Origin of the sequence: Janibacter sp. Soil728 (assembly GCF_001428305.1) — a bacterium.
Classification (GTDB): Bacteria; Actinomycetota; Actinomycetes; order Actinomycetales; family Dermatophilaceae; genus Janibacter.
In genome coordinates this window covers 61,876-86,809 of sequence record NZ_LMRZ01000001.1, presented here as the reverse complement: position 1 = coordinate 86,809, position 24,934 = coordinate 61,876, and the positions used below count along the sequence as shown (strand labels likewise).

At 67.2% G+C, this 24,934-nt stretch carries 22 protein-coding genes; 14 read left to right on the top strand and 8 right to left on the bottom strand.

Going from position 1 to position 24,934, the window contains the following annotated elements; all coding sequences use genetic code 11:
* Nucleotides 1-76: 76 nt before the first annotated feature.
* Nucleotides 77-802 carry a hypothetical protein gene (locus ASG73_RS00405; protein ID WP_156466071.1) on the bottom strand — a complete coding sequence of 242 codons (726 nt, stop codon included), beginning with the start codon at nt 800-802 and terminating at the stop codon, nt 77-79.
* A 749-nt stretch (nt 803-1,551) separates the two neighbouring features.
* Here ASG73_RS00405 and ASG73_RS18590 point away from each other — a divergent pair.
* The 5 genes from ASG73_RS18590 (at nt 1,552) to ASG73_RS17720 (ending at nt 7,034) form a co-directional block, all read left to right on the top strand.
* The gene (locus ASG73_RS18590; protein WP_442905311.1) at nt 1,552-2,565 is read left to right on the top strand and encodes an 8-oxoguanine DNA glycosylase OGG fold protein; all 1,014 of its coding nucleotides are present in this window, start codon (nt 1,552-1,554) and stop codon (nt 2,563-2,565) included.
* Between the two features lie 104 nt (nt 2,566-2,669).
* Entirely contained in the window at nt 2,670-3,239 is a 570-nt protein-coding gene (locus ASG73_RS00400) for a hypothetical protein (protein WP_156466070.1), read from the top strand.
* A complete protein-coding gene (locus ASG73_RS00395; RefSeq protein WP_055989201.1) occupies nt 3,232-4,764 on the top strand; it encodes an exonuclease domain-containing protein in 1,533 nt (510 codons plus the stop codon). Before ASG73_RS00400 ends, ASG73_RS00395 begins: the two co-directional genes overlap by 8 nt.
* Before the next feature lie 70 nt (nt 4,765-4,834).
* Nucleotides 4,835-6,082: a hypothetical protein gene (locus ASG73_RS00390; protein WP_055989199.1), complete on the top strand. Its 1,248-nt coding sequence runs from the start codon at nt 4,835-4,837 to the stop codon at nt 6,080-6,082.
* A 664-nt stretch (nt 6,083-6,746) separates the two neighbouring features.
* Nucleotides 6,747-7,034: a hypothetical protein gene (locus ASG73_RS17720; RefSeq protein WP_156466069.1), complete on the top strand. Its 288-nt coding sequence runs from the start codon at nt 6,747-6,749 to the stop codon at nt 7,032-7,034.
* A gap of 90 nt (nt 7,035-7,124) precedes the next feature.
* On the opposite strand, the gene ASG73_RS00385 is transcribed toward ASG73_RS17720, so the two are convergent.
* Together ASG73_RS00385 and ASG73_RS00380 are read right to left on the bottom strand one after the other, a co-directional pair.
* Complete coding sequence (locus ASG73_RS00385; protein ID WP_055989196.1) at nt 7,125-7,733, bottom strand: class I SAM-dependent methyltransferase; 609 nt, start codon at nt 7,731-7,733, stop codon at nt 7,125-7,127.
* 323 nt (nt 7,734-8,056) lie between these two features.
* Nucleotides 8,057-8,926 (bottom strand): TIR domain-containing protein, encoded by an 870-nt coding sequence (locus tag ASG73_RS00380; protein ID WP_055989193.1) that lies wholly within the window; start codon nt 8,924-8,926, stop codon nt 8,057-8,059.
* A 145-nt stretch (nt 8,927-9,071) separates the two neighbouring features.
* Between ASG73_RS00380 and ASG73_RS17345 the strand changes: the two genes are divergently transcribed.
* The gene (locus ASG73_RS17345) at nt 9,072-9,365 is read left to right on the top strand and encodes a 4-fold beta flower protein (protein WP_082566881.1); all 294 of its coding nucleotides are present in this window, start codon (nt 9,072-9,074) and stop codon (nt 9,363-9,365) included.
* Between the two features lie 447 nt (nt 9,366-9,812).
* On the opposite strand, the gene ASG73_RS17715 is transcribed toward ASG73_RS17345, so the two are convergent.
* Complete coding sequence (locus ASG73_RS17715) at nt 9,813-10,070, bottom strand: hypothetical protein (RefSeq protein WP_156466068.1); 258 nt, start codon at nt 10,068-10,070, stop codon at nt 9,813-9,815.
* Between ASG73_RS17715 and ASG73_RS00375 the strand changes: the two genes are divergently transcribed.
* The 4 genes from ASG73_RS00375 (at nt 10,056) to ASG73_RS00365 (ending at nt 13,924) form a co-directional block, all read left to right on the top strand.
* On the top strand, nt 10,056-10,949 hold the full coding sequence (locus ASG73_RS00375; RefSeq protein WP_156466067.1) for a glycosyltransferase: 894 nt from the start codon (nt 10,056-10,058) through the stop codon (nt 10,947-10,949). The genes ASG73_RS17715 and ASG73_RS00375 overlap by 15 nt on opposite strands.
* A 417-nt stretch (nt 10,950-11,366) precedes the next feature.
* Complete coding sequence (locus tag ASG73_RS18585; RefSeq protein WP_082566880.1) at nt 11,367-11,816, top strand: HEAT repeat domain-containing protein; 450 nt, start codon at nt 11,367-11,369, stop codon at nt 11,814-11,816.
* 58 nt (nt 11,817-11,874) lie between these two features.
* On the top strand, nt 11,875-12,780 hold the full coding sequence (locus tag ASG73_RS00370; RefSeq protein ID WP_082566879.1) for a class I SAM-dependent methyltransferase: 906 nt from the start codon (nt 11,875-11,877) through the stop codon (nt 12,778-12,780).
* Nucleotides 12,781-12,988: 208 nt separating this feature from the next.
* Entirely contained in the window at nt 12,989-13,924 is a 936-nt protein-coding gene (locus tag ASG73_RS00365; RefSeq protein ID WP_055989184.1) for an NAD-dependent epimerase/dehydratase family protein, read from the top strand.
* Between the two features lie 157 nt (nt 13,925-14,081).
* On the opposite strand, the gene ASG73_RS00360 is transcribed toward ASG73_RS00365, so the two are convergent.
* Nucleotides 14,082-15,296 carry an ATP-binding protein gene (locus ASG73_RS00360; protein ID WP_055989181.1) on the bottom strand — a complete coding sequence of 405 codons (1,215 nt, stop codon included), beginning with the start codon at nt 15,294-15,296 and terminating at the stop codon, nt 14,082-14,084.
* Between the two features lie 113 nt (nt 15,297-15,409).
* On the opposite strand from ASG73_RS00360, the gene ASG73_RS00355 reads away from it, so the two are divergent.
* From ASG73_RS00355 to ASG73_RS00335, 4 genes are all read left to right on the top strand, one after another.
* On the top strand, nt 15,410-16,435 hold the full coding sequence (locus ASG73_RS00355; RefSeq protein WP_055989178.1) for a type IV toxin-antitoxin system AbiEi family antitoxin: 1,026 nt from the start codon (nt 15,410-15,412) through the stop codon (nt 16,433-16,435).
* A 266-nt stretch (nt 16,436-16,701) separates the two neighbouring features.
* Nucleotides 16,702-17,154 carry a hypothetical protein gene (locus tag ASG73_RS00345; protein WP_055989172.1) on the top strand — a complete coding sequence of 151 codons (453 nt, stop codon included), beginning with the start codon at nt 16,702-16,704 and terminating at the stop codon, nt 17,152-17,154.
* Between the two features lie 119 nt (nt 17,155-17,273).
* Nucleotides 17,274-18,749 carry an NAD-dependent malic enzyme gene (locus ASG73_RS00340; protein ID WP_055989169.1) on the top strand — a complete coding sequence of 492 codons (1,476 nt, stop codon included), beginning with the start codon at nt 17,274-17,276 and terminating at the stop codon, nt 18,747-18,749.
* 247 nt (nt 18,750-18,996) lie between these two features.
* Nucleotides 18,997-19,776, top strand: a complete 780-nt coding sequence (locus ASG73_RS00335; RefSeq protein WP_055989166.1) for a fructosamine kinase family protein — start codon at nt 18,997-18,999, stop codon at nt 19,774-19,776.
* A gap of 45 nt (nt 19,777-19,821) precedes the next feature.
* Here the strand turns inward: ASG73_RS00335 and ASG73_RS00330 are convergent, their stop codons facing one another.
* The 3 genes from ASG73_RS00330 to ASG73_RS00320 are packed head-to-tail and all read right to left on the bottom strand — an operon-like array spanning nt 19,822 to nt 24,889.
* A complete protein-coding gene (locus tag ASG73_RS00330; protein ID WP_200946634.1) occupies nt 19,822-20,634 on the bottom strand; it encodes an SGNH/GDSL hydrolase family protein in 813 nt (270 codons plus the stop codon).
* The gene (locus ASG73_RS00325; RefSeq protein ID WP_082566877.1) at nt 20,631-22,631 is read right to left on the bottom strand and encodes an alpha/beta hydrolase fold domain-containing protein; all 2,001 of its coding nucleotides are present in this window, start codon (nt 22,629-22,631) and stop codon (nt 20,631-20,633) included. The genes ASG73_RS00330 and ASG73_RS00325 overlap by 4 nt, the downstream gene beginning before the upstream one ends.
* Nucleotides 22,628-24,889 (bottom strand): glycoside hydrolase family 3 C-terminal domain-containing protein, encoded by a 2,262-nt coding sequence (locus tag ASG73_RS00320; RefSeq protein WP_055989161.1) that lies wholly within the window; start codon nt 24,887-24,889, stop codon nt 22,628-22,630. Before ASG73_RS00320 ends, ASG73_RS00325 begins: the two co-directional genes overlap by 4 nt.
* Between the last annotated feature and the right edge of the window lie 45 nt (nt 24,890-24,934).

Genomic DNA, 24,934 nt, shown 5'->3' with positions numbered 1-24,934 from the left:
ACGAGGGCTCCCGGCGCGACCTTGTGCAGGCGCGCTGGTGTGGATTCGCTCGACCCGGCTGGTCCTGGCTGATCGTTCACAGACTGATGAGGCATGGGTTGCTCCTGGTCGAGAGGGGGCGGCGGCGGACGACCGCGTCGGGTGTGAGTGCTCGGGTGAGATCGATGAAGAGGTGGCGAGTGGCCGCGAGGTGCCAGACCGCGGCGTAGTTGGGGGACGCGCCGACGCCCAAGGCCTGGGCCGCTTGCAGCACCTGTTGGGTGGCGGGCATCCCCTTCACGGCTGCCCTCCACGTGTGTGTTGATGGCGTGGTGTGGCGGTGTGAGTAGACGAGGGAGACATTGCGTTGGTGCTGAGGCGACAGTTCGTCGCGCAGCTCGTATCGCCAGCCCAAGGCGCCAGCTGTCGCTTGGGCGAGCAGGAAGATCGCTACGGCTTCAGGCGTTTCCAGCCGCCTACGGCGAGTGACGTCGACCAGGGTGATGCGTCCGTCGACAGTCAGATGGAAGGCGTCCGGGACATGGGTGCGCACACCTGAAGGGAACGCCCACGCCAGCCGAAGGGGCTGCGTAGCCATCTGCATGACCGCCTGCCGTATGAGCAGCTCGCGATAATGCTCCTGCTCGTTCCTGGATTCGAACCAACCGGCGTGCGCTTGGTATGCCTGGGACGGAAGTGCCATTCGTCCGATGTAGTTGCGCATCCCCTTGTAGGAGACCGGCCGGCGCACTTCTAGAAGGGAGTCGGGAGTCAAGGCCGCGGCCTCGTCGAGGGACAGGTCCTCGACCCGGCTGCCGTCCATCCCGCCGGACCGCCGACGGATAGTCACCCGCGTGTGCCGGACCACCTCTTCGAGACGTTCACCGTCTGCTGTTAGCCGGACCTCTGCCCAATCAGCTGAAGGGCCCTGAGCCCGCGGTAGGTAGTCGACTCTGCTGCCCAGCCGGTGTGACGCCTTCGCCGAAGCCGTCACGAGGACTCACCGCCCCGTGAGACGCCGACTGGTGCTGTTGACAGGTATGGAAGGGGTCGCCAAGATGGCATGCGTAGACCTCCAAGGGTCGAGTTGGGTTTGACGGCGCGATTCGCTTCGCGCTTCGATGCGTCAGCCGGGTGGCCACCCGGCTTTTCGCATGTCTGGGGGGAATGGGCTCCAGACGATTCGCCCGGGCCGGCTACATGCCGTCACCTCGCGCCATGCCTTGACGCCAGGCGTCGGCCACCGCGCGACTCACCGTGACGTTCTCGCGGTCGGCGACGGCATAGATGTCCGCTGCTACGTCGCGTGGGAGGCGGACCTCGACGCGCACGGTGGACGCGGAGGACTCTGGTGAGATCCTGGGACGCCCGCGATGAGCGGCGAGCGTTGGACGGTGAACTGGATGATCGGGCAAGGGGACTCTCCTCTCGCGAGCATGAAGGCCCGGTCGCGCTGGTCAGGCGCACACGCGTTGGCTAGACGCGCGGAGGGGTTGGTAAGTCCCATAGCTGTATGTGGGTGGTTGGTGCACCCCAGCGACCATTCAGTTGTTGCGTCTCGGAGATCAATGGATGACGCGCGAAACGTTACCGGTATTCGACCGACATGCAAGGGCTCCGCCTCAACCCCCCTTCGACGAGGCGCACTCTTGCGGCCGGTCACGCAGTGCGAAAGGGTCTGCCTATGAGGTGCTCGTGAATCGAGGGAGGCCCGGGATGTGCGCCGCTTACTCAAACCTCTACCCCCAGACCCAGTGCGCATTGGACCGTCGCCACCGAGGAGCCCACCGCGACCAAGTCGGAACCGAGTTCTTCCATGCCGGTGGAGGCCTCTGGCACAACGTGATCGGCACGCCAGAACCTCGCCGCAGAATGACCGACCTCTCGGATCTCAGTCTCCCGGCAGGGATCGCCACCGACCTGGCACCAATACGTGTGCAGTCCGTGTATGTCCACGCTGTGCCAGTCAACTCGGCATGGTGGCAGGCCGCTCTGGCGCAGTACGGACTGCCCGGCGGGCCTGTGGCTCCTGACTCTGATCGCGAGCAAACGCTCTCACGGGGGTCTGTCTTCAGCCTCGGAGGTGCCATGAATGAGGCGACTTCCGATCAAGACGTCTTGAGGTTCCTGTGGCACGTCCTCGCATGGGGATCTCGAGGCCGCAACAACCGGCGCCGGTTGATGTCCGTGGCCGAACTCATGCCCGAGGCCGCAGACGTGCTGCGGCGAGCCTGCGCCGCGGCTCGGGTCAACCCCGTCGCTGGATACGAAGTCCTACGGCCCAAGGGCAGGAACGCTATCCCCTGGCTGGGGCCCGCTTTCCTGACCAAGGTCCTCTATTTCGCCGGGGGCGGTGCGAGCGGTCACCGGGCACTCATCCTTGATGACCGAGTGGCCGGCGCCCTGCGCGACCACCACGGGTGGTGGTCGCTGCGAACTGGCGGCAATTGGCCGACTGCCACGTATGAGCGGTACTGCGACCTCCTCACGAGGTGGGCTGCGGAGGCAAGCGACGCGGTCGGTCGAGAAGTTGGGGGCGATGAGATTGAGCTGTGGCTCTTCCGTCAAGGACCGAAACGCAAGTAGCGCGCTCTGCACTCTGGCGAAGCTCCGGCCGAGGAGCCGGATCATTGTCGTAGTCGAGCGCTATGTTGACGTCAGGCTTGGGGTGTCTGACGGAGGGCAAGAACATGCTTGGGTTCGCAGTGGTTGATGCGCAGGACGACCGCGTAGCCGTCTGGCTGGTGGGTCGCACGGAGCAGAATCGTGCTGGCAGCACGAACGCTGTAGTTACGGATCGATCAGACACAGACACCCTGGATCTCCTGACGGGCGACCGCATCGTCCTTCGGGCCCCGGGCGGCCACCCTGAATCGCTTCCGGCAGGCGTCGACGTGACTCAGGTGATCGATCGAATGTCGATCGCGGGTTTGGAGCTACGCACAGTGTGTCGGCGTCAGTGGCGGACCCTTCGACTGCCTGATGTGCCATTCGACGTGACTTTGGATGCGGCACCCAGCGAACAGCTGGTCTCTCTTCCAACTGATGCGCCGGAGCTGCCCCAGCGAACGGTCGCTTGGGCCAACGGCCTCATCAAAGCGTGGTCCTTCTGGCTGGCAACAGAGTCCGTACGCCACCGGAAGGTCATGGCGCTGCAGGCTGCAGGAAAGACGCAGGCTCTGGAGGACACGATCAGCGCTGAGATCTTCGCTGTGATTCCGCCTGAACTGCGTGAAACGGGCAGGACCTCCGATGCTTGACTTCACAGCCATCGACTTCGAAACGGCGAACTCGTTTCAGGGGTCGCCCTGCGCTGTCGGGGTAGTGAAGATTCGCGACGGCCAGGTGGTCGCTCAGCACCATGTGTTCGTTCGCCCTCCCGAAGCGGCGTCCCACTTCTCGGCCTTCAACACCAGCATCCACGGCATCACTGCTGACGACGTACGAGATGCCCCAACGTGGCGGCAGGTACTGGCCTGGCTGGTCGAGTTCATCGGTGACGACATCGTCGTGGCCCACAACGCCGGCTTCGACATCGGCGTCATCAGGTACGCCTGCATGGCCGACGGAATCGAATGGCCAGAGCTGCACTTCCTGTGCTCGTTGGTGATCTCCCGCAAGGCGTTGTCCCTGCCTTCCTACACGTTGCCGTTCGTCGCGGAGTCAGTCGGTTTCCGCCTCGAGAATCACCACAATGCTCTGGCTGACGCGGCCACCGTCGTGCACATCGTCATCGAATTAGCGCGCCGAGCGGGGGCGGAGACCCTCGAGGAGCTCGCTGGGGCTCACCACATCCGGGTGGGCACTATGGCGGCGGGTCAGTATCAGGGCTCCGTCTCAATTAGTCGCTCCGGCCAGGACAGCCTCGTCGCGGCCGAAGCCAACCCCGACGCGGACCCCGATGGCTATCTGTACGGTCGCGTCGTGGTCTTCACGGGGAAGTTGATGTCGATGACGAGACAACTGGCTTGGGACGAGGTCACCCGCAACGGTGGCCTCCCCGCGAAGACCTCCACCAAGCACACGAACGTCCTGGTCATTGGCGACTTCAACCCTGCCAACTTGCGGCCGGGCGCGAACTTCTCAGCCAAGGCTCGCCGCGCATTCGAGCTGCAGGATGCCGGTCAAGACATCGAGCTGATGACCGAGTACGACTTCCTGCGCGTTCTGGATGGTGGAGACCTGACCAGCCAGGGACTCGAAGATGTGCTCACGGCCGCGGAGCCTGGAGCTTCCTCTCCGGCGACTGAGCCGGCTCAAGCGAAGGTGCCACGACCACTCGCCCTTCCACCGAGCTCCACCACTCAGTCATGTTCGGCCCCTGGCTGCGCCTGTAGTGCGGCCTTCCGCACGAACAGCCGGCCCACCTGGTGTGTCGAACACATCACCCAGATCGTGCTCGAAGGCGGGCTGGAACGTGTTGACGCGTTCACGCACCCGCGGAGCTACATGCTCACCCGCTGCCTCAAGTGCGGGGTTCAAGCTCACTACCGATTTGAGTATGTCCTGCAGAAGAGAGGCGAGCAGGAGCTCGTCTGTCGGGCCTGCTACTGGCGCCAGTGGGGCGCTGAGGTCAGGGAGATGGGCAAAGGTTGGCGCGATTACCGACCGGTGGATATCAGCGAAGTGCAAGCCATCGCCACGGCGAGCGGGCTGGAGTACATCCAACCCTTGACGGCCCCATCGCTGGAAGGAGATCCGCATCTGACACGGTGCCTCACCTGCGGCAAACTCAGCGCCCAGCAAGCAGGGGACGCGTCTTTCGGATGCACCTGCAGCCGTTAGCGTCTGCGTTGGTCCGATGCCTGAGTGGCTTCGTCGTCCGGGGTCATCTTCCGCCTGCAGGGAGACCTTGATGGACCGGTTCGGACGCGAAGTGATTCGTCGCTGGAAGCTGGAGTCTCCCGGTGCCTATGACTCCCTACGCGACCCTGCCGCCTACTTCGATCACATTGATCGGCATTGCCGAGCCCTGGTGGAGGAGCAAGCTAGGGCTCACGCAGAGCGGGACCACACCCGGCGAGATGTGCGCTTCTGGATAGACCAGTGCGCGCAAACCCTCTTGGAGTCGTGGCCGATGCCTCCACGAGAGGAGACGTTCCTCGACACTTTTTCGGATCTTTGCGTCGATCCGAGGGGTCGGTTCGTCCGCGACGCCATGCCGCACCGGCCTCACCCGCTGTGGGTGCATCTGGAAGATCCAAATGTGACTGCCACGCAGTTTCACCGTGAGCTTCGGTCTTGGTTCGAGACCCTGCCCGTTGTTCCGTGGATCGAGTACGCGGGCCCGCCCGATGGGCTGTTTGAGGCGGACTCGTCAGGGGACTTGATGCGGACTGGGGGGCTCCGGCAGCCGGAGATCCGATGCTGGCCGTCGGCATCGGTCCTCACCTTCCGAGGGGCCGACGACCTTGAGAACGCCTACCAAGTGATGGTGAACGGTGTTGCGGAAGCCAGGTCTTGGGCCAGCTCCGGGTACGTCGATCGAAGCGAGCGTGGCTTGGTGCTGCCTCCCAGACGCGACGACGGATCAGAGCCCGATATTGCCGAGCTCGACACCATGACTCGGGACTGTGGCCCTCTAGTGAGGGGCACCGAGTACGTGGTGACTGATCATCACCCCCACGTCGTGGACTTCCACGCTGTCAGCTGGCATCTCAGCACGGACGCACGTCCGCGGGCGGTTAAGCCGTGGCTCTTGCTGGACGTCGACGGCGTACTCCTTCGCGACGGTGCCGGCGAAGATGCTCTGGGTCCCGACGTTCTCGCCAGTCTGGATAGGTTGGGGCGGCACTACGAATTGGCCTGGGCTACCTCTTGGGAGAACAGCGCTAACACCCTGCTGGACCACTCCACAGGAGGTTCTTGGCCGGTCGTCCCCGTCGTCAGTAGCGCCCGCAGGGATCCAGACGGTTTCGACAACCCGCGAGTCAAGCCTGTCCTCGCCTTCGTAGGCGACAGGCCCTTCGCCTGGGTCGACGATCAGCTCGGCCGGGGAGACGCCAAGCGGCTGACCGAAGATCGTGACTGCCTTGTACTACGTCCGAACCCGCGACATGGGCTCACCGACGAGAACATCGGGACACTGCTCGCCTGGTCGTAGATGCCGTGCCCAATTTGGCGCCGCCAGGACTGAGCCGTGCCAAGGTTGCGTCGTGGGGCTATTCCGTAGGCGTCATCAACTTCCGGATCCTGGGTCGGTAACGGCGCCAGGCGCCGATTCGGCCCGACCGGATGCACCAAGTCTTGGCCGTGCGGTGCCGAAGGTGCAGGGCGCCGCAACCTTCGGGGGCATAGCGGACCTCGTCCACCTAACTGGAACGACCACCTTCGCGAAGGAAGCCTGTTTGGCACTGGCAGTTCGGCACGGGATCGGCGCCGGCGGCCACATCGAGACTGGTGGCTTCGTGCAGCTTGAGCCGAACAATCCAGTTGAGCCGATGGCTGTTGCTGTCCATGTGGACGGAGAGAGAATCGGGTACTTACCTGGGGGAATCGCCCGCTCCTTGCAATTGCCCGCGGGCGGCGCTTGGCCCGTCCACGTGCAGCTATTCGCCGAACCACTCACCGCGGGTCTTCGCGTGGAGGGATGGGCATGGCTGGCCGAAGGAACCCCCCGCTGGCGATGGTCCGCATCAGATCGGCCACCGATGTCTTCCCAGGCAAAGGCACAAGCCAGACATGACGACAGCAGCCGCATAGTGAGGGAATCTCTCGCCGAAGGTGGACCGAGGGCCAACACCTTGCGTTCTGGGTTGGTGAACGGTGTGCACTACCTCGAGCTCGTCGAGCCGATCAAGCAACTCAAGCGCGACGGGCGCCTTCAGGAAGCACTCGAGCTCTGTCTCGCAGCCGCAGAGGCAGCTGAGGCGGCCCGTGAAGGCAGGGAACCCGCACCCTGGTACTCAGAGCAGGCAGCGATCATTCACCGAAAGCTCGGAGAACGCACAGAGGAGATCGCGGTGCTAACAAGGTGGCTTATTGCATGCCCTCCCGAACGCCGCGAAGGGAGCCGGATCCAAGCAAGGCTGGCCAAGATCACCGCCGCGAAGTGAGAGGGCAAGGGCCTCCACAGCGAGCCACGTTCGTGGAGCATTAGTCGCTCAGACCCGTCAGAAGGGGTCCGCGTCAGGATCGATATGCCTTCAGGGGGTAGTTACCTCGGTACGTGCCCATTGGTAGTGGGCGTCATCCTCCTGCCAGTCCCAGGTTGCGAAATCGAGGACGGTGCAGACCTCCGACAACTCCGCACGGAGGGCCCTGTCGGACCTCTGGCGAAAGAAGCGGCCATCGGGGCTGGCCCAGTCACGGCTCTGGATATGCCCCCAGACGCCGATCTCGACCAATCCTCCGGGCCGAACGACGCGTGCCAGTTCGCGGAGCGCCAGCCCAAAGTCGTTGTCGGGCAGATGCATCAGAGTGCTCATGCTCCAGGCGGCGTCAAAGGTGGAGTCGCCGAAAGGCAGTGAGATGGCATCCGCTCGCGTCGCTCGTAGTCCCTGTCTTACGCAGATGTCGATTGAGGAGGCGGATAGATCGACGCCCGTGTAAGCCAACCCAGCGCTTTGGATGACAGTGCCGTCGCGGCCCGCTCCGCACCCAACTTCGAGGACCGACACCGCACCGCGGCGCTGGACCTCCTCCACGAAGCGATCCAGATGGCGACTACGCGCCGCTGTTACGGGACGAGACGCGCGCTCGGTCATCTCTTGGTCGTAGAAGGCGCGCAGATCGGCGCGAACATCCTTGGTCATTCAGCGACCGTAACCACGAGTGAGTATCAAGCACGGACTGTTGGACGTTGGTGCGGAGAAATGACAGAACGGGCGATGTGAAGCGGGTCGAAGTCGTCCCGGCTGAGAGATGCAGCGGAGACTGCACACCACACGCGGCAAAGATGGCGCAGATCCCGCCTTGTGCAGGGTGTCCGCAAGTGCCGCGTCAGTTCCTACGCCTTGCTCATCTCGTTGCTGCGTCTGTTGCATCGGGCCGTCCCGCAGGAGGATCGCCCTGCGGGACAAGGACAGTGACGTGCAACCGGTCGCGCGGCGGCTCGCGCAATCCATTCCGACCGGAATCACTGCCTGGGAGTCTCGTCGCTCAAAGAGTGAACAATGAGATCGGCAATCTCGTCGAGCCCGTGAATGTCGGTACTGAGGCCCTTGCGGTCGCCTAAGAGCGAGCTGAACTTCTCGACGTCGTCGAACTCAAGACCGGAGATGACTGGTATGACCCTCTTGCGTCCCATAATCAGCGCCGCTAGCTCCTGACGTGGCCAGAACCGACTCGGGTCGACGTAGGCCGGGGTGACGAAGGTGATGCCGCACCGCGACGATCCAATGCCGTTGTCGATCCCCGTCACGAGCGACTGCCCGAGACCGACCTGCGCGTCGACCATCCAGACGTCGAGACCACGAGCCTGCAGTTCGTCACGGAGGTTGCTGGCCGCGGTTTCGTCCGGTGTAGCGAAGGACAGGAACACGTCGTACTGACGATCCACGAGGTCGCTCGCGACGGCCAGTGCCAGCGTATTCAGGGAGGATGCCTCGACCTCGGTGAGTCGAGCATCGAGAGCCGACGTGGTCTGGACCAGCAAGTCAAGGTCTCGATCGACAACCTGGTCACGGCGGGCCCGATCCCGCTCGCGCCGGGCATCGGTCCGATCTCGCCTCCCTTGCGCTGCGTCCCCCTCCTTGTCGATCTTCTTCTGGAGGTTTGCGATCGCCTTTTCCTGGTCGACCACCTTGTTCTCGGTCCGGACCAAGTCCCGTTCAAGAGCGTCGACCTCGCGCTGCCGGGACTTGCGAATGCTCTCGGTGTTGGCCTTGGTGACCTTGGCCCGCTTCTCAGACAGCCGCTTACTGATGCTCTGTACGTCCTTGCTTAGTCGCAGCTTCTTCGCGCGCTCGTGCGTCATCTGACGTCGGTGCTGATCCATCATGCCCATGCGTCTCACCGTCTTTATCGGAACGTTAGGCAACACGAATACCAGAGGAGGACAACAATCGACACCGCGCCGCGCCCTTCTGGGCAAGGATCGCAACATTGAAGGTCATCTGGGCCGTACTCGAGGTTGCGTCTAGTCTGCGCCCATGACTCAGTACATCTACGCGACCTCAGGAAAAGCCGTGGGCTTCGTCCACGGGCGCTACGTCCACGAGCTCGGTGGCACCGCAGTCGGCCAACTGAGTGGCAGCCATGTTCATCGCCTCAACGGGCAGTACGTCGGCGAACTGTTCGAAGCCCAAGTAGTGAACAAGCACCTTGGGGACTTCGGGAACATCGGCAATCCCGGCAATCCCGGGAACCCCGGGAACCCTGGTGATCCCGGCAACCGCGGAAACCGTGGTTGCCCCTACCCGGACGTCTTTGACAAATTGCTCTGACCTCTGCTTCGAGGGGCCTCGAAGGATGACCCCCGCAGGTACGCCTTCCCGAGGTAGGTCCTAGATGATGTGGGTGGCGACAGAGGAGAGGCGCATCTTTTGGCCCACTGCCAGTCGGACCACCTCGGCGCGCCGCCACCATGTCACCGTGGCGGCCGCACCCATCGTGGTCACCAATGGCACCACCGTCAGCCAGGCCGGAGCCACCGGTTCCATCCCGGCGTCCGTGCCCATGTGACGAGATGCAGCGATGACTGCACACGACACGCGGCCTACCTTGTGAACAAGGGCGCTCCGTCAAGGGGTGTGCAAAGTACCGGCTGTTCAGTGCTGAGGACGGTCCAGTCGTCATCCGTCTTTTAGAAGCTTCCCGAAGCGAATCCCCGTGCGCACATAGCCTCGGACGTCGCTCAGCCGGAGGCGGCATCGAACCCGTTGAGCGCCTAATCATGATTGATCCTTGTTGGTAACGTCGCTGCCATGCGGGTTCTGTGTTCGTTCGCGGGTGGAGCCGGGCACCTTGTTCCTCAGATGCCGCTGCATCGCGCCCTCGCTTCGGCTGGCCACGAGCTGACTCTTGCCGGGCGCGAGTCCGCGACTTCCGGTGTTCCCCCCGGTATTTACCGTCGCATCTTTGCTCGGCCAGACCGGCGAAGCGAACTCGCCGATGCGATCGCTCCACTCGCGCCGGTGGATATCGAACACGAACTGGCGGTGGTCGAGGGCCATTTCGCCGGGCGGGCGGCGCTTGTAGCGGCTGCGGCTTTGGACGACGAACTGCGCGGGTACGACCTCGTTGTTTGCGACGAGGTCGACTTCGGTGCCATCGCTGCAGCGCAGCGGGCGCGGATCCCGGTTGTCGTCGTGGCGGTGATCGCGTCCGGCGCGCTCGTGCGACCAGGGCGACTCACCGATGCGCTCGATGTGCTCAGTAATCAGCTCGGAGTGCCGGAGCCGATCCGCCCGTACGGGGACTTCTTCGTCGTCCCATTCGCCCCGCCAATGCGAGATCCCCACTTCCCCGCGCCCGCCGACGCGCTTTGGATGCAGCCCGATGCGGGCTCAGCGCCGGATCCAGACGGGTCGATCGTCGCGACGCTCGGCACCGAGTTCAACACGGAATCTGGTGACCTCTTCGATCGAATCCTCAAGGCACTCTCGGCCACCGGGGCGCCCGCCGTCGTGGCCATCGGTCGCGACCTCAACCCGGAACGCTTCGGAAGCCAGCCCCCGCAGGTGCGCGTGGAGCAGTTCGTCGACTTCGATGTCGTGATCCCTCATGCGAGCGTCGTCCTCCACCACGGTGGCAGTGGCCTGTTCCTGCGATCGGTCATGGGCGGAGCACCACAGATCGTCCTCCCGATGGGAGCGGACCAGCCGTTCACGGCCGACAGCGTGAGCCGGATAGGTCTCGGTCGGGTCCTCGACCCGATCACGGCCACAGCCCACACAATCGCGGAAACGATCACCGACCTTCTGGCAGACGAGCGGGCAAGGCACCGGACCGCACAACTTCGCCGCTCCACGCTAAGGCTCCCGAAACCGTCCACAATCGTCGAACACCTCGAGTCGGTACTGCAATGACGATCCGCTCGTGCTCGCAGAACCAAACGTCCCCTCAACGACGCCATGTGATGGGGCGACGAGGAACGATCCGGCCGGGGCGGCACGGAGACACCGCGAGCCAGCCACGTCCAAGGCCGTCGACCGATAACGACTAGTTATGGCGATCCATAACAATCGGTTTTTGCTGCAAAGAACGGCCGTGACTGCATACGACACGCGGCCTACTTTGCACACATACCCCATTGAGACGGGCGCCGTGCAAAGTGCCCGAGTCGAGCCCTACGGTTCGCCCGTCGCGTTGCCGCGTCCGCTGCATCGGGCCGTCCCGCAAGAGGATCCCCCTATGGACGGGCGGTAAGTCGGCTTCTTCGCGAGAAGGCTGTGCAGTGATCGCGCGACCCCCATCCATGCGACGGGTCCGGCGACTACGGCAAGATGGGCGGGGTGGCGGCCGCATCGCGGTGGGGGCAAACTCCACGAGAGAGCATCGAGGCCGAGTGTGCCCGCCGCGGCCACAGCGCAGTCGTCGTTGGATGCATTGACCTCCTCAGGGGCGGCGATGCTGATCCGGCGTTGGTCCTCGCGCTCGGCGGCCCTCCAGCACGATGGGTAGTGACCGGCGAGCCGAGCGGCCCTGAGTACTGGCTTCGCGTCTGGGCAGCTCGAGGACTGCTGTGGGCCTGGGACGATGCCGCTCAGCCCGCGATTGTCGACGCGTTGAACGATGACGCATGGAGGGTCCGGGAGATGGCTGCCAAGGTCGTCGCCCGCCACCAGTTAGGCGATGCACTGTCGGTCGTGGCCGACCTTCGCCATGACCCTGTGCAACGAGTGCGTGCTGCCGCACACCGAGCTGTTGTCTCTGTGACGGCAGCCGGAACTTAGAGGTGTCGTCCATAGTCCAATCGAGTCGCCGAGCAATTCTGTAAACCATCCCGACGGGATGGCATGTCAGGCTCCGACTCCGAGGTCCTACAAGCCGAACGCCGACCGGACATGGAACGTCCACCGGTCGGGCGTCCAGGTGGGCTCGTGCAGGCGCGCGTCGCGAACAGCCCTCTTCTTTGGTTCAGGTGGCAGGCTCGGGCGCATGACATTGTTCAGCGCTGCGGAGGGGACTTGGGTGGAACGCCTGGGCGGCCTGCGTAACCTCGTCAGACAGGAGTCGATCGCCCGACAACTCGAATGCCACGTCCCGTCCCGGCACACGGTCCTTGACGTGGGGTGCGGGCAGGGCACGCAAGCGATCCGGCTCGCCGAACGTGGGTGCACCGTGGTCGGTGTCGACCCGTCGACCGCGCTACTCGAACAGCTGCGTGCGGCCGCTCACGCTGGCGGGCTCCAAGTGCAGACCTGCGTCGGTTCCCTGGAGGACCTACCCGCGCTGCTCGATGACCGAAGGTTCGAGGTTGTCTGTGCGCACGGCCTACTCATGTATTTGGAGGACACCGCAGCTGCGCTGGCGATGTTGGCGAGCTACGCCATCCCCGACGGTCTCCTATCGGTCACTTTTCGCAACGGCGCAGCACTGGCCTACCGGCCGGCCCTGCGCGGTCAGTGGCGGGCCGCCACCGAAGCCCTGGGCGCCAAGACCTACGTCAACGAGCTCGGCGTCACGGCCACGGCCCATACCCTGGAGAACATCACCGGGTGCCTGACCGAGCTCGGCTTCGCCGTCGTGCAGTGGTACGGCGTGCGCGTCTTCACCGACCCCATGCCAGCCGACCAAGCGCCTCCACCCGAGCCCGAGCTGCGCCGTCTCTTGGACGTCGAGTACGAGGCCAGCAGACGAGACCCGTACCGACACTTCGGCTCACAGATCCACGTGGTCGCCCAACGCACCAGCTGATCGGCACCGCTGCTCCGTATGACGATCGGTCAGTGGACCCTGTTCTTCGGCGTCGCTCGCTGATCTCTCCGGTGACGGGGCTCTGTGTGACACCGGGTTTGCGGGTGTCTTCCAACTCAATGGTGGATGGTCTCTCGCCCGCGACAACCTCCCGTTTCGATAACGCTGCGTTAGCAAAACAACGTGACTCACTTAAGGAAGGAAAGCCATGAACATCTTGGTGCTTGGTGGCACCCGGTTCGTCGGCCGGGCGATCGTCGATCGCCTCGCTGAGGGACATGACGTGACGCTGCTCAACCGGGGCACGCGTCCGTTGCCGCGCGACGACGTGAAACTCCTGGTGGGGGACCGGGCGGACCGGGAAGGCACTGCCGCAGTGCTGCGTGATCCCTATGACGTCGTGGTTGATGTCTCCGGCACCGAACCCGCCATGTTCCCCGGCGTTCTGACCGCGCTGCGGCTTAGCCCGCCTTCGCGCTACGTGTTCATCAGTTCCGCCGCCGTGTACGACCGGGAGGAGACCCCGCCGCCGTTCCGTGAGGACCAAGAGCCGGTGGGTGACGCGATCTGGGGCGAGTACGGCGTGGATAAATCCGCCTGCGAGCGGCTACTGAAGGAAGCTTTCCCTGATCGGTTGACGGTGCTGCGACCTCCGTACGTTTACGGCCCGCACAACGCAGACCAGCGCGAGCAGTTCCTATGGGCTCGCATGCTCAGTGGCCGCCCGGTGTACATGCCTGGAGACGGAAGCACGCGCGTGCAGTTTCTGCGCGCTGACGTCCTCGCGGAGATCGTCCTTGCGGCGTGCGAAGGGACACTGCCGGCTGGCGTGTACAACACGGGTGAGCGGGCCACTTACAGCTTCCGTGACTACTTGGAACTGCTCGGAGAAGTGGCCGACGTGCGGCCCGAACTGGTTGAGATCCACGACCCAAACATCCCGGCCCGCGACTACTTTCCCTTCCGCGACGCCGAACTCACCCTCGATGTCTCGAAGTTGACCAACACCGCAGCTGGGCACGATCTGCCACTGGCGGAGGGCCTGCGCTCCGCGCTCGACTGGTTCCACCGCAACGACGAACTGCAGTACATGCCCACCCCCCAAGAGGAGCAGTGGCAGCGCGCCGGGCGCTCCGAGATCTGACCTGTCGCTCAGCGGACACCACCCGCAGGATGATCACTTTCCTCGTTCAAAATGATCAAAATCCTCGTTCACGAGCGCTGTCTGATCACGTTGATCATTTTCCTCGTTCAGAACGGACCGAATGATCAGAATCGGTAGTTCCCGGACAGGTAGGCCCTCAGGTCTGCTCGCGCAGGTACCGCCCGAAGTGAGGAACCGTGAAGGCGATCCGTCCCCGCTCGGCGGAGTAGATCAACCCCTTCTTCAGCAAGGCGTCCCGCGCGGGGGAGAGGGACTGTGGCTTCTTGCCCAGGGTGCTCGCGACCTCGGAGGTGAGGACGGACTCGATGTCGTCGAGAGACTCCTCCCCCTTCGCCGCGATGTCGGCGGCCACGTCGGCCATCGCCCGCAGGTACTCCCGCTCGCCGGGCGTCGCCCGCTCGTAGCGCGACCCGAAGAACCCGACGGCCAGCTCCGACTCGGCCTCGGGTGAGGCGACGCGCACGTCCTCGGCGCGGATCGGCGACTGCGGGGCCTGGTCCCACACCGCCTTGCCGTAGGCCTGGATGAAGTACGGGTAGCCGCCGGTCGCGATGTAGAGCGCGTCGAGTGCCTCCCGCTCGTACTCCGCGAGCTCGTCGGCCGCGGGCGCGCTGAGGGCCCGGTCCGCCTCCTCGCGGGCCAGCCGGTCGATGCGCTGGTAGCGGAAGAGGCGCTCGCTGTAGGACTTGCTCGCCGACAGCACCGCCGGCAGGTGTGGCAGGCCGGCTCCGACGACGATGAGCGGCAGACCCGACTGGCTCATCTCGTGGCAGGCCGCGCAGATCGCGGAGATGTCCTCCGGGCCGAGGTCCTGCATCTCGTCGATGAAGATCGCGACACCCCGGCCGAGGTCGGCTGCGAGCCCGCCGACGTCGGTGAAGAGCTCGACGAGGTCGATCTCGATGTCACCGGAGTCGGCGCGTCCCTTGATGGGCGGCGCGTCGATCCCGGGGTTCCACACCTCGCGCAGCTTGGTGCCCGGCTTGGCGTCGCGCTGGGCGAAGGACTTGATGACGCCGAGCACGTGCTCGACCTCCTCCTCCTGCGTGTGCCCGAGCTCGCGCACCGCCTGGTGGAGGGCGCTGGACAGCGGTCGGCGCAGCCCCAGCTCGGGCCGCGCCTCGAGCTTGCCGGTGCCCCACTTGGCGCGCACGGCGGCCGAGCGCAGCTGGTTGAGCAGCACGGTCTTGCCGACACCGCGCAGCCCGGTGAGGACGAGGGAGCGCTCGGGGCGCCCGCTGACGATGCGCTTGAGCACGACGTCGAAGCGGGTCAGCTGCTCGTCACGGCCGGCGAGCTCGGGCGGACGCTGGCCGGCGCCTGGGGCATAGGGGTTGGTGATCGGATCCACGATGCGACCGTATCCGCTTGTCTAGGCGAAGGGGGATATTGCCGCAGATTCGCGTATCGGCGCGTCGCGGGCCATGTGTTCAGGAATTCCTGCAAATCGCGTAGCGTGAACACATGAAAAACCTGAACGCGCGTCGCAGGGAGCCGGAGATCGTCGCGGAGGCGGTGTCCGCCCTGCGTCAGCTGGGGGTGTCGCTGAAGACCGAGCAGCTGTCAGGAGAGCGGGCGCACGGTGATGCTGTGCACGACGGGTCAGCCACTGTGCGTCTCGACGGCCGAGAGTTCACCGTCCCCTTTGACGTCAAGCTGGGCCTGCGGCCCTCAACGGTGGGGCTGGTCTTCGCCAACCTCGAGGGGGGCCTGCTCATCGGGGACCACATCTCTGTCGCCGTGGGAGACCTGTTGCGCAGTCGCGGGATCCAGTACGTCGACAGCGCGGGCAATGCCTACCTGAGAGGGCCAGGCGTCCTCATCGACGTCCGCGGACGCCGTGCACCGGAGAGATCGCCGGGGGCGGGCCGCAAGGCATCGCCTCTCTTCACCCGGGCCGGGTTGCCGGTCGTCCTGGCCATCCTCAACCAGCCCCACCTCTTGGACGCCCCCCTTCGTGAAGTGCAGGCCCACACGACGGTCTCGCTGGGGAGCGTGCAAAAGGTGGTGTCCTTCCTCCACGACCAGGGCTATCGGTCAACGGAGAGTGCCGACGCAGGGAGGTGGCGCCGGCTGTACGACGGTTGGGTCGCCGCCTACCTGGCTGGGCCACGTGACGACGCCCTGATTGAGAGGTACTCGAGTGAACGCAGCCGCAAGGACCTGATCGGTGCACTCAAGGAGGTCGACGCGACCCCCTCGGGGGAGTGGGCTACGTACTTGGCTGGTTACGACATCTCACCGGTGACCTTCGACCTGTATGTCCACGACTCCGTGGGTTCGGTCGTGCAGGGAGCCAGGCTCAGGCCCGACCCCGACGGCCCCGTCGTCCTGCGGCGCCCGGCATGGGCCCCGCGGACGGAGAAGGAGTCGCGTGCCACCAACCTCTGGCCGCGGATGGCACCGAGTCCGGTGGTCTATGCCGATCTCCTTGCGCTGCAGGACCCCAGAGCGGACACGGTCGCGAAGGAGTGGAGAGCGGGTGGGTAGGCACTTCACTGTCGCGCCGGACCAGCATGACGTCCCGGTCGAGCTCATGGAGATGCTGGACTCACGTTCGCGTGCGCTCTCGCTCCCCATGGTCCTCATCGGTGCAGCCGCTCGCGACCTGTGCGTGCACGCGCCGGTCGCGGAGCGCTCTTCTCGCAGCACAGCCGATGTGGACATCGCAATCGCGGTGCCGCACGGAGAGGCGTTCGCCGAGTTCACGTCTGGCTTCGACGCCGTGCGTGGCGCCGAGCACAAGTTCCGGGACCGTGCTGGACGTCGTCGGCCTGCGTGAGGCGATGAGCTCGCCCGACCTCGTCACCTTGTCCCCGACTCTGACCATCAACGTAGCCAGCATCCAGGCGCAGACGGCCTTGAAGATCTTGGCCTGGCGGGATCGTCATCTCACGAACTCCAAGGACGCGCCCGATCTCCATGACGTGCTGTGGGCGGGGTCGCGGGGTCCATACGCCGAGGAGATGTGGGCGGCGCCGGACGCTCTCGAGGCGTGCGGCTACGTGCTGGATCTCGCTGGCGCCTACCTGCTGGGCAAGACGTGCGCGGAGAACTTCACCGCGGCACGTGCCCAGGCGGTGGTCGACGTCCTCGACGACCCCACCGCCTTCGCCCGGCTGGCTCTCCAGATGCAGCATCTGACCGCGAGTGAGTTGCTCGACGCCTACGGGCGAGGTTTCGCAGCGGGCGTCCCGAAGGGGGCCTGAGCATGGTCACCGGCAGATTCGGGCATCGGCGCGTCGCGATGTGCTCGTCTACTGCTGTATGTCGACCGGTGGAGACAGGCCGATTTTCGGCCATCGTCGCGCGGTGAGAGACTGATCACATGCCTGCCGCCACCCCGTCGTCGTACTCGATCACCATGCGTCTGCACACCTCCACCGACTACGCAGTCGTCGGTCGGGTGGCCACCGCCATCGCGGAGCAGGGAGGCATCGTCACCGCCATCGACATCGCCGACTCGCGCCACGACCGTCTCGTCGTGGACGCCACCTGCTCCGGCTTCGACCTCAACCACACCGACGGGCTCGTCGAGGCCGTCGAGGCGATCGAGGGCGTCAAGGTGCACAAGGTCTCCGACCGCACCTTCCTGCTCCACCTCGGCGGCAAGATCGAGGTCAGGTCCAAGGTCGCGCTCAAGACCCGTGACGACCTCTCGATGGCCTACACCCCGGGCGTCGGTCGCGTCTCGATGGCGATCGCCAAGAACCCCGAGGACGCGCGCCGTCTGACGATCAAGGGCAACACGGTCGCCGTCGTCACCGACGGCTCCGCGGTCCTCGGCCTGGGCAACATCGGCCCCGAGGCCGCGATGCCGGTCATGGAGGGCAAGGCCGCGCTCTTCAAGCAGTTCGCCGACATCGACGCCTGGCCGATCTGCCTCGCCTCCCAGGACACGGAGGAGATCATCCGCGCCGTCGAGATGATCGCCCCGGGCTTCGGCGGCATCAACCTCGAGGACATCGCCGCACCCCGCTGCTTCGAGATCGAACGTCGTCTGCGCGAGAGCCTGGACATCCCCGTCTTCCACGACGACCAGCACGGCACCGCGATCGTCGTCCTCGCCGCCCTGCGCAATGCCCTGCGCGTCGTCGACAAGTGGCTCGAGGAGGCGCGGATCGTCGTCTCCGGTGGTGGCGCTGCCGGCTCCGCGATCGTCACCCTGCTGCTGGCCGCGGGCGCCAAGGACGTCATCGTCTACGACCGTGAGGGCCTGCTCTCCTCCGACGACTCGACGCTCCCGCGGGCCAAGCTCGAGCTCGCCCAGCGCACCAACCCGCGTAAGGTCCGCGGCGACCTGCCCGACGGGCTGCAGGGCGCCGACGTCTTCATCGGTGTCTCGGCGCCCAACCTGCTCAAGGCCGAGTGGATCCGCGACAACATGGCCGACGACGCGATCGTCTTCGCCCTGGCCAACCCGGACCCCGAGATCGACCCGGCCGAGGCCGCGAAGTACGCCAAGGTCGTCGCCTCCGGTCGCAGCGACTACCCCAACCAGATCAACAACGTCCTCGCCTTCCCCGGTGTCTTCCGCGGTCTGCTCGACGCCCAGGCCGAGGAGGTCACGACCGAGATGCTCATCCGGGCCGCCGACGCGATCGCCGGTGTGGTCAAGGACGAGGAGATCAACCCCTCCTACATCATCCCCAGCGTCTTCCACCCGGACGTCGCCGACGCCGTCGCGGTGGCGATCGCCGGCGAGGGCAAGACCTCCTCGGGGGGGACCGGCCCCATCAAGACCGGCTCCCGCGCGACGGCTGCCCCGGTCGACGAGACCGGCACCCTGCCCCGCGTGCGCTGATCGCGGCGCGGGCGTGCGATCGATGGCCTATCGCCGGAGGGCGAAGGGAGGGTCCGCACACATCAAGCCGAAGTCCGTAACGACAAGGTGCGGCTTTTGACGAACGAAGGGACTTCGGCGGGTGCGGGCCCTTCCTTCGCCCGTAGGCGTTGGGCGCGTACCTCCCTTCGCCCACGGAGCGCCCTTCGAGATGGTTGCTGCGCAACCTCCTCAGGGACCGGGGGAGGGGGGTGGCAGTCTTGACCCCGTGAAGCCGCCCCGCACCTACCGCAAGGACACCTCCGCCGCCCCGCGTGGCTACTCGTCGTGGGAGGCTGCCGGGCTGCTCTGGCTCGCCGAGGCGCAGGCTGACGGTGGTGCCGCCATCGCCGAGCTGCAGGACGTCGACCTCGACCACATCGACCTGCTCCAGTACGACCCGGCGCCGTCGACCAATGTCCAGGCCGACGAGCTCGGCGTGGCCCTCGCCGCGACCCACGCGGCGGGCGCGCCAGCCTTCGGCGCACCCCCGGCCCGGTGGACCAGCCACGGCTTCGTCGGCCCGGCCGACTCCCCGCTGCCCATGCCCTTGGAGGCGAGCGAGTCCTGGGGCGCCTTCTTCGCGGAGCAGCGCATCCGCCACATGCTGCGCACGGGGTTGGCCCAGAACCTGTGGCAGGACGAGCAGGACGTCTTCGAGCGGGTCGCGCAGCGGCTCGAGTCCGGGGAGTTCGACGACGGCCGGCCCCCGGCCCGCATCCACGGCGACCTGTGGGCGGGCAACATCCTGTGGACCCGCAAGGGCGCCGTCCTCATCGACCCGGCGGCCCACGGTGGCCACGCCGAGACCGACCTCGCGATGCTCCTGCTCTTCACCGCGCCGCACATCGCGCGCATCATCGCCGCCTACGACGAGGCGGCCCCGCTCGCCGACGGCTGGCAGGAGCGGGTTGGCCTGCACCAGCTCTTCCCCGTCATGGTCCACGCCGTCGTCTTCGGCGGCGGCTACGTGCAGCAGTCGGTCGAGATGGCCCGCTCCTACGCCTGACCACCGGGGACGAAGGGGGGACATCCCCGTTCGTGACGGGGAGGCTCAGCCCGACCCGACGGGTCCTCGCAGCTCCTTGAGCACGAGGTCGGCGATGGCCCGCATCCCGGCGTGGTTGGGGTGGTACGGGACCGTGTCGGGGCCCAGCCGGAACCGGTGGGTCCACGGATCCATGGACCAGGCGTGGTGCTCGCGACTGGCTGCCGAGGCCGCCACCAGCCGACAGCCGGTCCGTTCCGCAGCCGCGGCCGTCACAACGCCCAGCCGTCGGGCCGTGCTGCGAGCCCACGCGGCAGCGTCCGGCCCCAGCGGTGCGGGCGTCCCGCTCGGTGGGAGCAGGGTGAGGTAGTCGACGACCACGACCGTGGCCTCCGGCGCGCGGCTGCGGATCGTGCCCAGCACGCCGTCCCAGGTCGTCGAGAGCTCCACGAAGCGCGCATCGACTCCCTCCATCAGTTCCTCCAAGCGGCGCTTGACCGGGGGAAGCGCGCGAAGGGGGCGGGGCAGGCTGGCCAGGCCGAGGACCGACATGTACCCCACGTCGTTGCCGCCGCTGGTGATGGTGACGAGCCGGGTGGCCGCGCTGACCGCGTCGGTCGGTGCCGGGTGCCGCGACGACGCCGTGAGCAGTGAGGCGGCCGTCGTACCGGAGCAGGTGACGTCGGTCAGGTCGAGGCCGAGGCGGTCGGCCACGAGGTGCGCGTAGTTCGCCGCGGAGCGTTGGGCGAGCCGCGGGCTGCCGGGGCTGCGTGGGCGCAGCCCCGAGCCGGCGGCGAAGGAGCTGCCCATCGCCACGTGGTGGTCACCCGGATGCAGTGGGCCCGCAGCGGGCCGGTCGTCGGCGCCTCCCACGATCACGCACCCACCTGCTCGAAGCCGCCGTCCAGCCACGCGACCAGCCTGCGGACGGCGTCCTCCCCGTCGGCCGTGCCAGGACGGTCGAGCGGTGCGTGCTCGGAGGCGTCCAACAGGACGTGCCGGGTGGGCACGCCGGCACCGCGGAGACGCTGGGCGAAGGGTTCGCTGGACCTGCGCAGCAGGTCGCGGCCGCACGTCAGCAGGTACGTGGGTGGGAAGCCCGTGAGGTCGGCGAGTCCCGGGCTCACCCGAGGATCGCTCCACGGGGCCGGGCCCGACCATGCGCGGAACATGTCTGTGATCCACTCGTCGGAGAGGAGGTCGGCTGACGCGAGGGCTAGTGCAGCGGAGGGCGAAGGGGGCGCCAGCGTGCCTTCCAGCACGGGGTAGGCGAGGTGGAGCGAGGCCGGCAGGGTCCCCCCTTCGTCACGCAGGCGCACCGTTGCCCCGGCGACGAGGCAGCCACCCGCACTGCCGCCACCGAGGTGCAGCTGGGCGGGCTGGACGCCGATCTCGTCGGCGTGCGCCACGGCCCAGCGCCACGCGGTGAGCACGTCGTCCTGCGGCGCGGGGAAGTGCACACCGTCGATGCACATGCGGTAGTCGACGGACAGGACCGGGATGCCGGCAGCGGCCAGCTCGACCGCGGGCCAGTGCGCTTCCTTCTGGTCGAGGCTGCCGATGACGAAGGCACCACCGTGCACCCACACCAGCGCGGCCCGTGCTGCGCCTGCTCCTCGCGGTGGGAGGTAGAGGCGGGCGCGGAGGCGACCGTCGTCGTCGCCCTCGATCTCCCGTTGGCGGACACCGCGCAGGTGGGGACGCTCGGCGAGGAGCCGCTCCTGCCAGAGGGTGCCGTCAGGGATCCCGCCCGCCGTCTCCACGAGTCGGAGCACGTCCGGGAAGGGCGGCAGCGCCGAGGAGACCCCGCCGGAGATCGCGTCGAGCACCCGCTCACGCACCGGCGTCGGGAGCGACTTGATCAGTCGGACGGTGTGGCCGAGCGCGGCGAAGCGCGCCCGGCCACGCTCCGGGCCGGGCGTCCTGGTGTCCGGGGTGGGTGTCATCGTCGCTCCGGTCTGGTCGTCGGCGTGAGGGGGGAGGACGGCATCGACGACGGCGAACATCTTCTGCCGGTATCGACGGCGCTCGGGGAGGGGGAACGCCGTGAAGGCGTGCACCGCACCGGGCCATTCCTGCAGGACGCACTCGCCTCCGGCCGAGGTGATCGCAGTGGCCAGCCGACGGGAGTCGTCGAGGAGCAGGTCCCGGCTCCCGACGGTGATCCACGTGGGCGGGAAGCCGTCGAACGAACCGAAGAGCGGCGAGACGGCCGGGTCCTGCAGGTCTCGGCCGTCGGCGAACCAGCCGGCCTCCTCGTCCAGCTCCGAGCCGGTCAGCATGTCCCGGCCGAGGTTCGTCCTCGCGCTCTGTCCGCTGAGCGACAGGTCGGCCCACGGGAACCCCAGGATCACCGCCGCCGGCATGGCCAGGCCCTCCTCACGTGCGCGTTGGAGCACCAGCAGGGCCAGACCACCTCCGGCAGAGTTGCCCCCGACGACGAGGCGGTCGGCCGGGACGGAGCCCAGCAGCTCCCGGTAGACGGCCATCGCGTCGTCCACGGCCGCTGGGAAGGGGTGCTCGGGAGCGAGACGGTACTCGACACCGACGATGTCCGCACCGGCATCCGTGCAGGCAGGGACCCACGTCAGGGCCTCCTCGGCGGAGCCGAGCGCATAGGCACCGCCGTGGAGGAAGAGCACCGTCCCCCGTGGGCGCGCGCTCGCGGACAGGCGGACCACGGGGACGCCCGCGATCTCCTCGTGGGACATCGCGACGCCCGGCGGCACGCGCAGCCGGTCGGTCAGGCCGGAGTTGAGCCGCCGCTCCCGGGCGAGGTCGACGGGATGGCCCTCACGGCGACGGGCCCTCTCCGAGAGCAGGGCCGCCGCGACCCGCATGCCGGTGCTGGGACGGCGAGGTACGGCGGAGGTCATCGTGCACCACCGTCGTCGCCGACCACGTCCGGCCCGCCCGCGACCAGCTGGTCGAGGACCTCGGTCGGGACGGCGTCGCCGAGCAGGTCCGCGACCTTCCGCAGCGGCATGCCCGCGATCACCCGCAGCAGCTCGGGGGTCAGCTCCGGTACACCGCTGTCCGCGGGGATCGCGGCCAGGAAGCCGGCGAAGACGTCGGGACGCTGGGTGGACCACTCCTCGACGGTGGACTCGAGGGTCAGCTGCTCACGGGTGTCGTCGCCGCGGAGCGTGATCGGCTCCTCGACCGTGACGGTCGCGGCGTCCTGGCACACCTGCACGACATACGTCCCCGCCGGCACGACCCAGCTCGCGCTCGTGATGTCCCAGTGGGCGAAGGCCCGTCGCCCGAGGTCGAAGGTGAGCGTGCGCGTCTCACCCGGGGCGAGCTCGACCTTGTCGAAGGCGCGCAGCTCACGGACCGGTCGGCGCACCGGGCCGGCCTCGGTGGCGACGTAGAGCTGCACGACGTGCTTGCCCGGGCGCTCTCCGGAGTTGGTGACGCTGACGGTGGCCCGCGCACTGTCGTCGCCGGTCACGTCGACGCCCAGGTCGTGCACGGCGAAGGTGGTGTAGGACAGCCCGTGCCCGAAGGGGTAGCGGCACGGGATGCCCACGGTCTCGTGCCACCGGTAGCCGACCATCACCCCTTCGCCGTAACGGACGTGGCCCTGCTCGCCGGGGAAGTTGACGAAGCTGGCGGTGTCGGACAGGCGTACCGGCATGCTCTCGGCAAGCCGGCCGGAGGGGTTGTCGATGCCGAGGAGCAGGTTGGCCAGGGCGCTCCCGCCGGCCTGGCCGAGCAGGAACCCCTCGAGGATGGCGTCGACGTCCTGGTGCCAGCCCTCCACCGACGCGATCAGGCCGTTGCTCAGCACCACGACCGTGCGCGCGGCCGCAGCGGCGACCGCACGGATGACCTCGGTCTGGGCCGTCGGAAGGGAGATGTCGGGCCGGTCGAAGCCCTCCGACTCGTCCGACTCGGGCCGCCCCGCGAAGACGACGGCGACATCTGCGGTGCGTGCCGCCTCGACCGCCTCCCGCAGCAGGTCCGAGGCGTCGCCGGACTCGTCCACGGTGTAGCCGGCGGCGAAGTCGACCGTGCCTCCCCGCTCGGTCCCCAGCGTCCGGAGTGCATCGAGGGGGGCGTCGACGCGGGTGGCGGTGACCCGCGAGCTCCCGCCGCCCTGGTACCGGGGACTGCGGGCCAGCTCTCCGATCACCGCGACGCGGGCGCCCTCGACCAAGGGCAGCGCCCCCTCGTTCTTCAGCAGGACCGCGCACTCGGTGGCGACCTCGCGGGCGAGGTCGTGATGCCGATCGATGTCACCCGCCGCCAGGTCCGTCCCGATGTCACCTCCGGTCGTGCGGTCGACGAGGTCGAGGAGCCGGTCGACGGCTGCGTCGACCACGGCCTCGTCGAGATCGCCGGCGCGGACGGCCTCGACGACCCGCTGCACGCTCCGGCCACTCGTCCCGGGCATCTCCAGGTCCAGGCCGGCCCGGACCGAGCGGACCGGATCGGTGACCGCGGCCCAGTCCGAGACGACGAGTCCGGTGTGCCCCCACTCGTCCCTCAGCAGCTCGGTGAGCAGCCAGCTGTTGTGGGCAGCGGGGACGCCGTTGATCTGGTTGTACGCGCACATCACGGTCGCCGGGGTCGCGTCCTTGACGACCTTCTCGAAGGCAGGGAGGTAGATCTCCCGCAGGGTGCGCTCGTCGACGTCCGCGCTGATCCGCATCCGGTCGGTTTCTTGGTTGTTGGCCGCGAAGTGCTTGACGCAGGCCCCGACGCCGACGGACTGCAGCCCCTGCACGTGCGCGGTACCCAGGGCTCCGGACAGCAGGGGGTCCTCGGAGTAGTACTCGAAGTTGCGGCCGCACAGCGGCGACCGCTTGATGTTCACCCCCGGCCCGAGGACGACCTGGACGTCGAGGGCGCGGGCCTCCTGCCCCACGGCCACGCCGACCTGCTCGGCGAGGGAGGGGTTCCAGCTGGAGCCGATGGCCACGGCCGGCGGGAAGCAGGTCGCGGGCAGGCTGTCGTGGAGACCCGACCCCTCGACGGGCCGCTGCCGTCGCACGCCGTGCGGGCCGTCGGTGAGGACGATCGAGGGGATGCCGGCGTGCTCGACCGGCTGCGTCGACCACAGGTCGCGTCCCGACAGCAGGGCTGCCTTCTCCTCGAGGGTGGGCCGTGGGCGGTCGCGGAGGGTCATCGGGGGTGCTCCTTGGGTGGGCGGCAGGACGGTGCTGGGTTGGTG

What these genes read in the sequence shown, in the direction of transcription:
- ASG73_RS00395 (WP_055989201.1), top strand. Translation starts at nt 3,232, where the DNA reads ATGCTTGACTTCACAGCCATCGACTTCGAAACGGCGAACTCGTTTCAG.
- ASG73_RS00390 (WP_055989199.1), top strand. Translation starts at nt 4,835, where the DNA reads ATGGACCGGTTCGGACGCGAAGTGATTCGTCGCTGGAAGCTGGAGTCT.
- ASG73_RS17345 (WP_082566881.1), top strand. Translation starts at nt 9,072, where the DNA reads ATGACTCAGTACATCTACGCGACCTCAGGAAAAGCCGTGGGCTTCGTC.
- ASG73_RS18585 (WP_082566880.1), top strand. Translation starts at nt 11,367, where the DNA reads ATGGGCGGGGTGGCGGCCGCATCGCGGTGGGGGCAAACTCCACGAGAG.
- ASG73_RS00370 (WP_082566879.1), top strand. Translation starts at nt 11,875, where the DNA reads ATGGCATGTCAGGCTCCGACTCCGAGGTCCTACAAGCCGAACGCCGAC.
- ASG73_RS00405 (WP_156466071.1), bottom strand. Translation starts at nt 802, where the DNA reads ATGGACGGCAGCCGGGTCGAGGACCTGTCCCTCGACGAGGCCGCGGCC.
- ASG73_RS00320 (WP_055989161.1), bottom strand. Translation starts at nt 24,889, where the DNA reads ATGACCCTCCGCGACCGCCCACGGCCCACCCTCGAGGAGAAGGCAGCC.
- ASG73_RS00340 (WP_055989169.1), top strand. Translation starts at nt 17,274, where the DNA reads ATGCCTGCCGCCACCCCGTCGTCGTACTCGATCACCATGCGTCTGCAC.
- ASG73_RS00365 (WP_055989184.1), top strand. Translation starts at nt 12,989, where the DNA reads ATGAACATCTTGGTGCTTGGTGGCACCCGGTTCGTCGGCCGGGCGATC.
- ASG73_RS00325 (WP_082566877.1), bottom strand. Translation starts at nt 22,631, where the DNA reads ATGACCTCCGCCGTACCTCGCCGTCCCAGCACCGGCATGCGGGTCGCG.
- ASG73_RS00400 (WP_156466070.1), top strand. Translation starts at nt 2,670, where the DNA reads ATGCTTGGGTTCGCAGTGGTTGATGCGCAGGACGACCGCGTAGCCGTC.
- ASG73_RS00385 (WP_055989196.1), bottom strand. Translation starts at nt 7,733, where the DNA reads ATGACCAAGGATGTTCGCGCCGATCTGCGCGCCTTCTACGACCAAGAG.
- ASG73_RS00380 (WP_055989193.1), bottom strand. Translation starts at nt 8,926, where the DNA reads ATGGGCATGATGGATCAGCACCGACGTCAGATGACGCACGAGCGCGCG.
- ASG73_RS00355 (WP_055989178.1), top strand. Translation starts at nt 15,410, where the DNA reads ATGAAAAACCTGAACGCGCGTCGCAGGGAGCCGGAGATCGTCGCGGAG.
- ASG73_RS18590 (WP_442905311.1), top strand. Translation starts at nt 1,552, where the DNA reads ATGACGCGCGAAACGTTACCGGTATTCGACCGACATGCAAGGGCTCCG.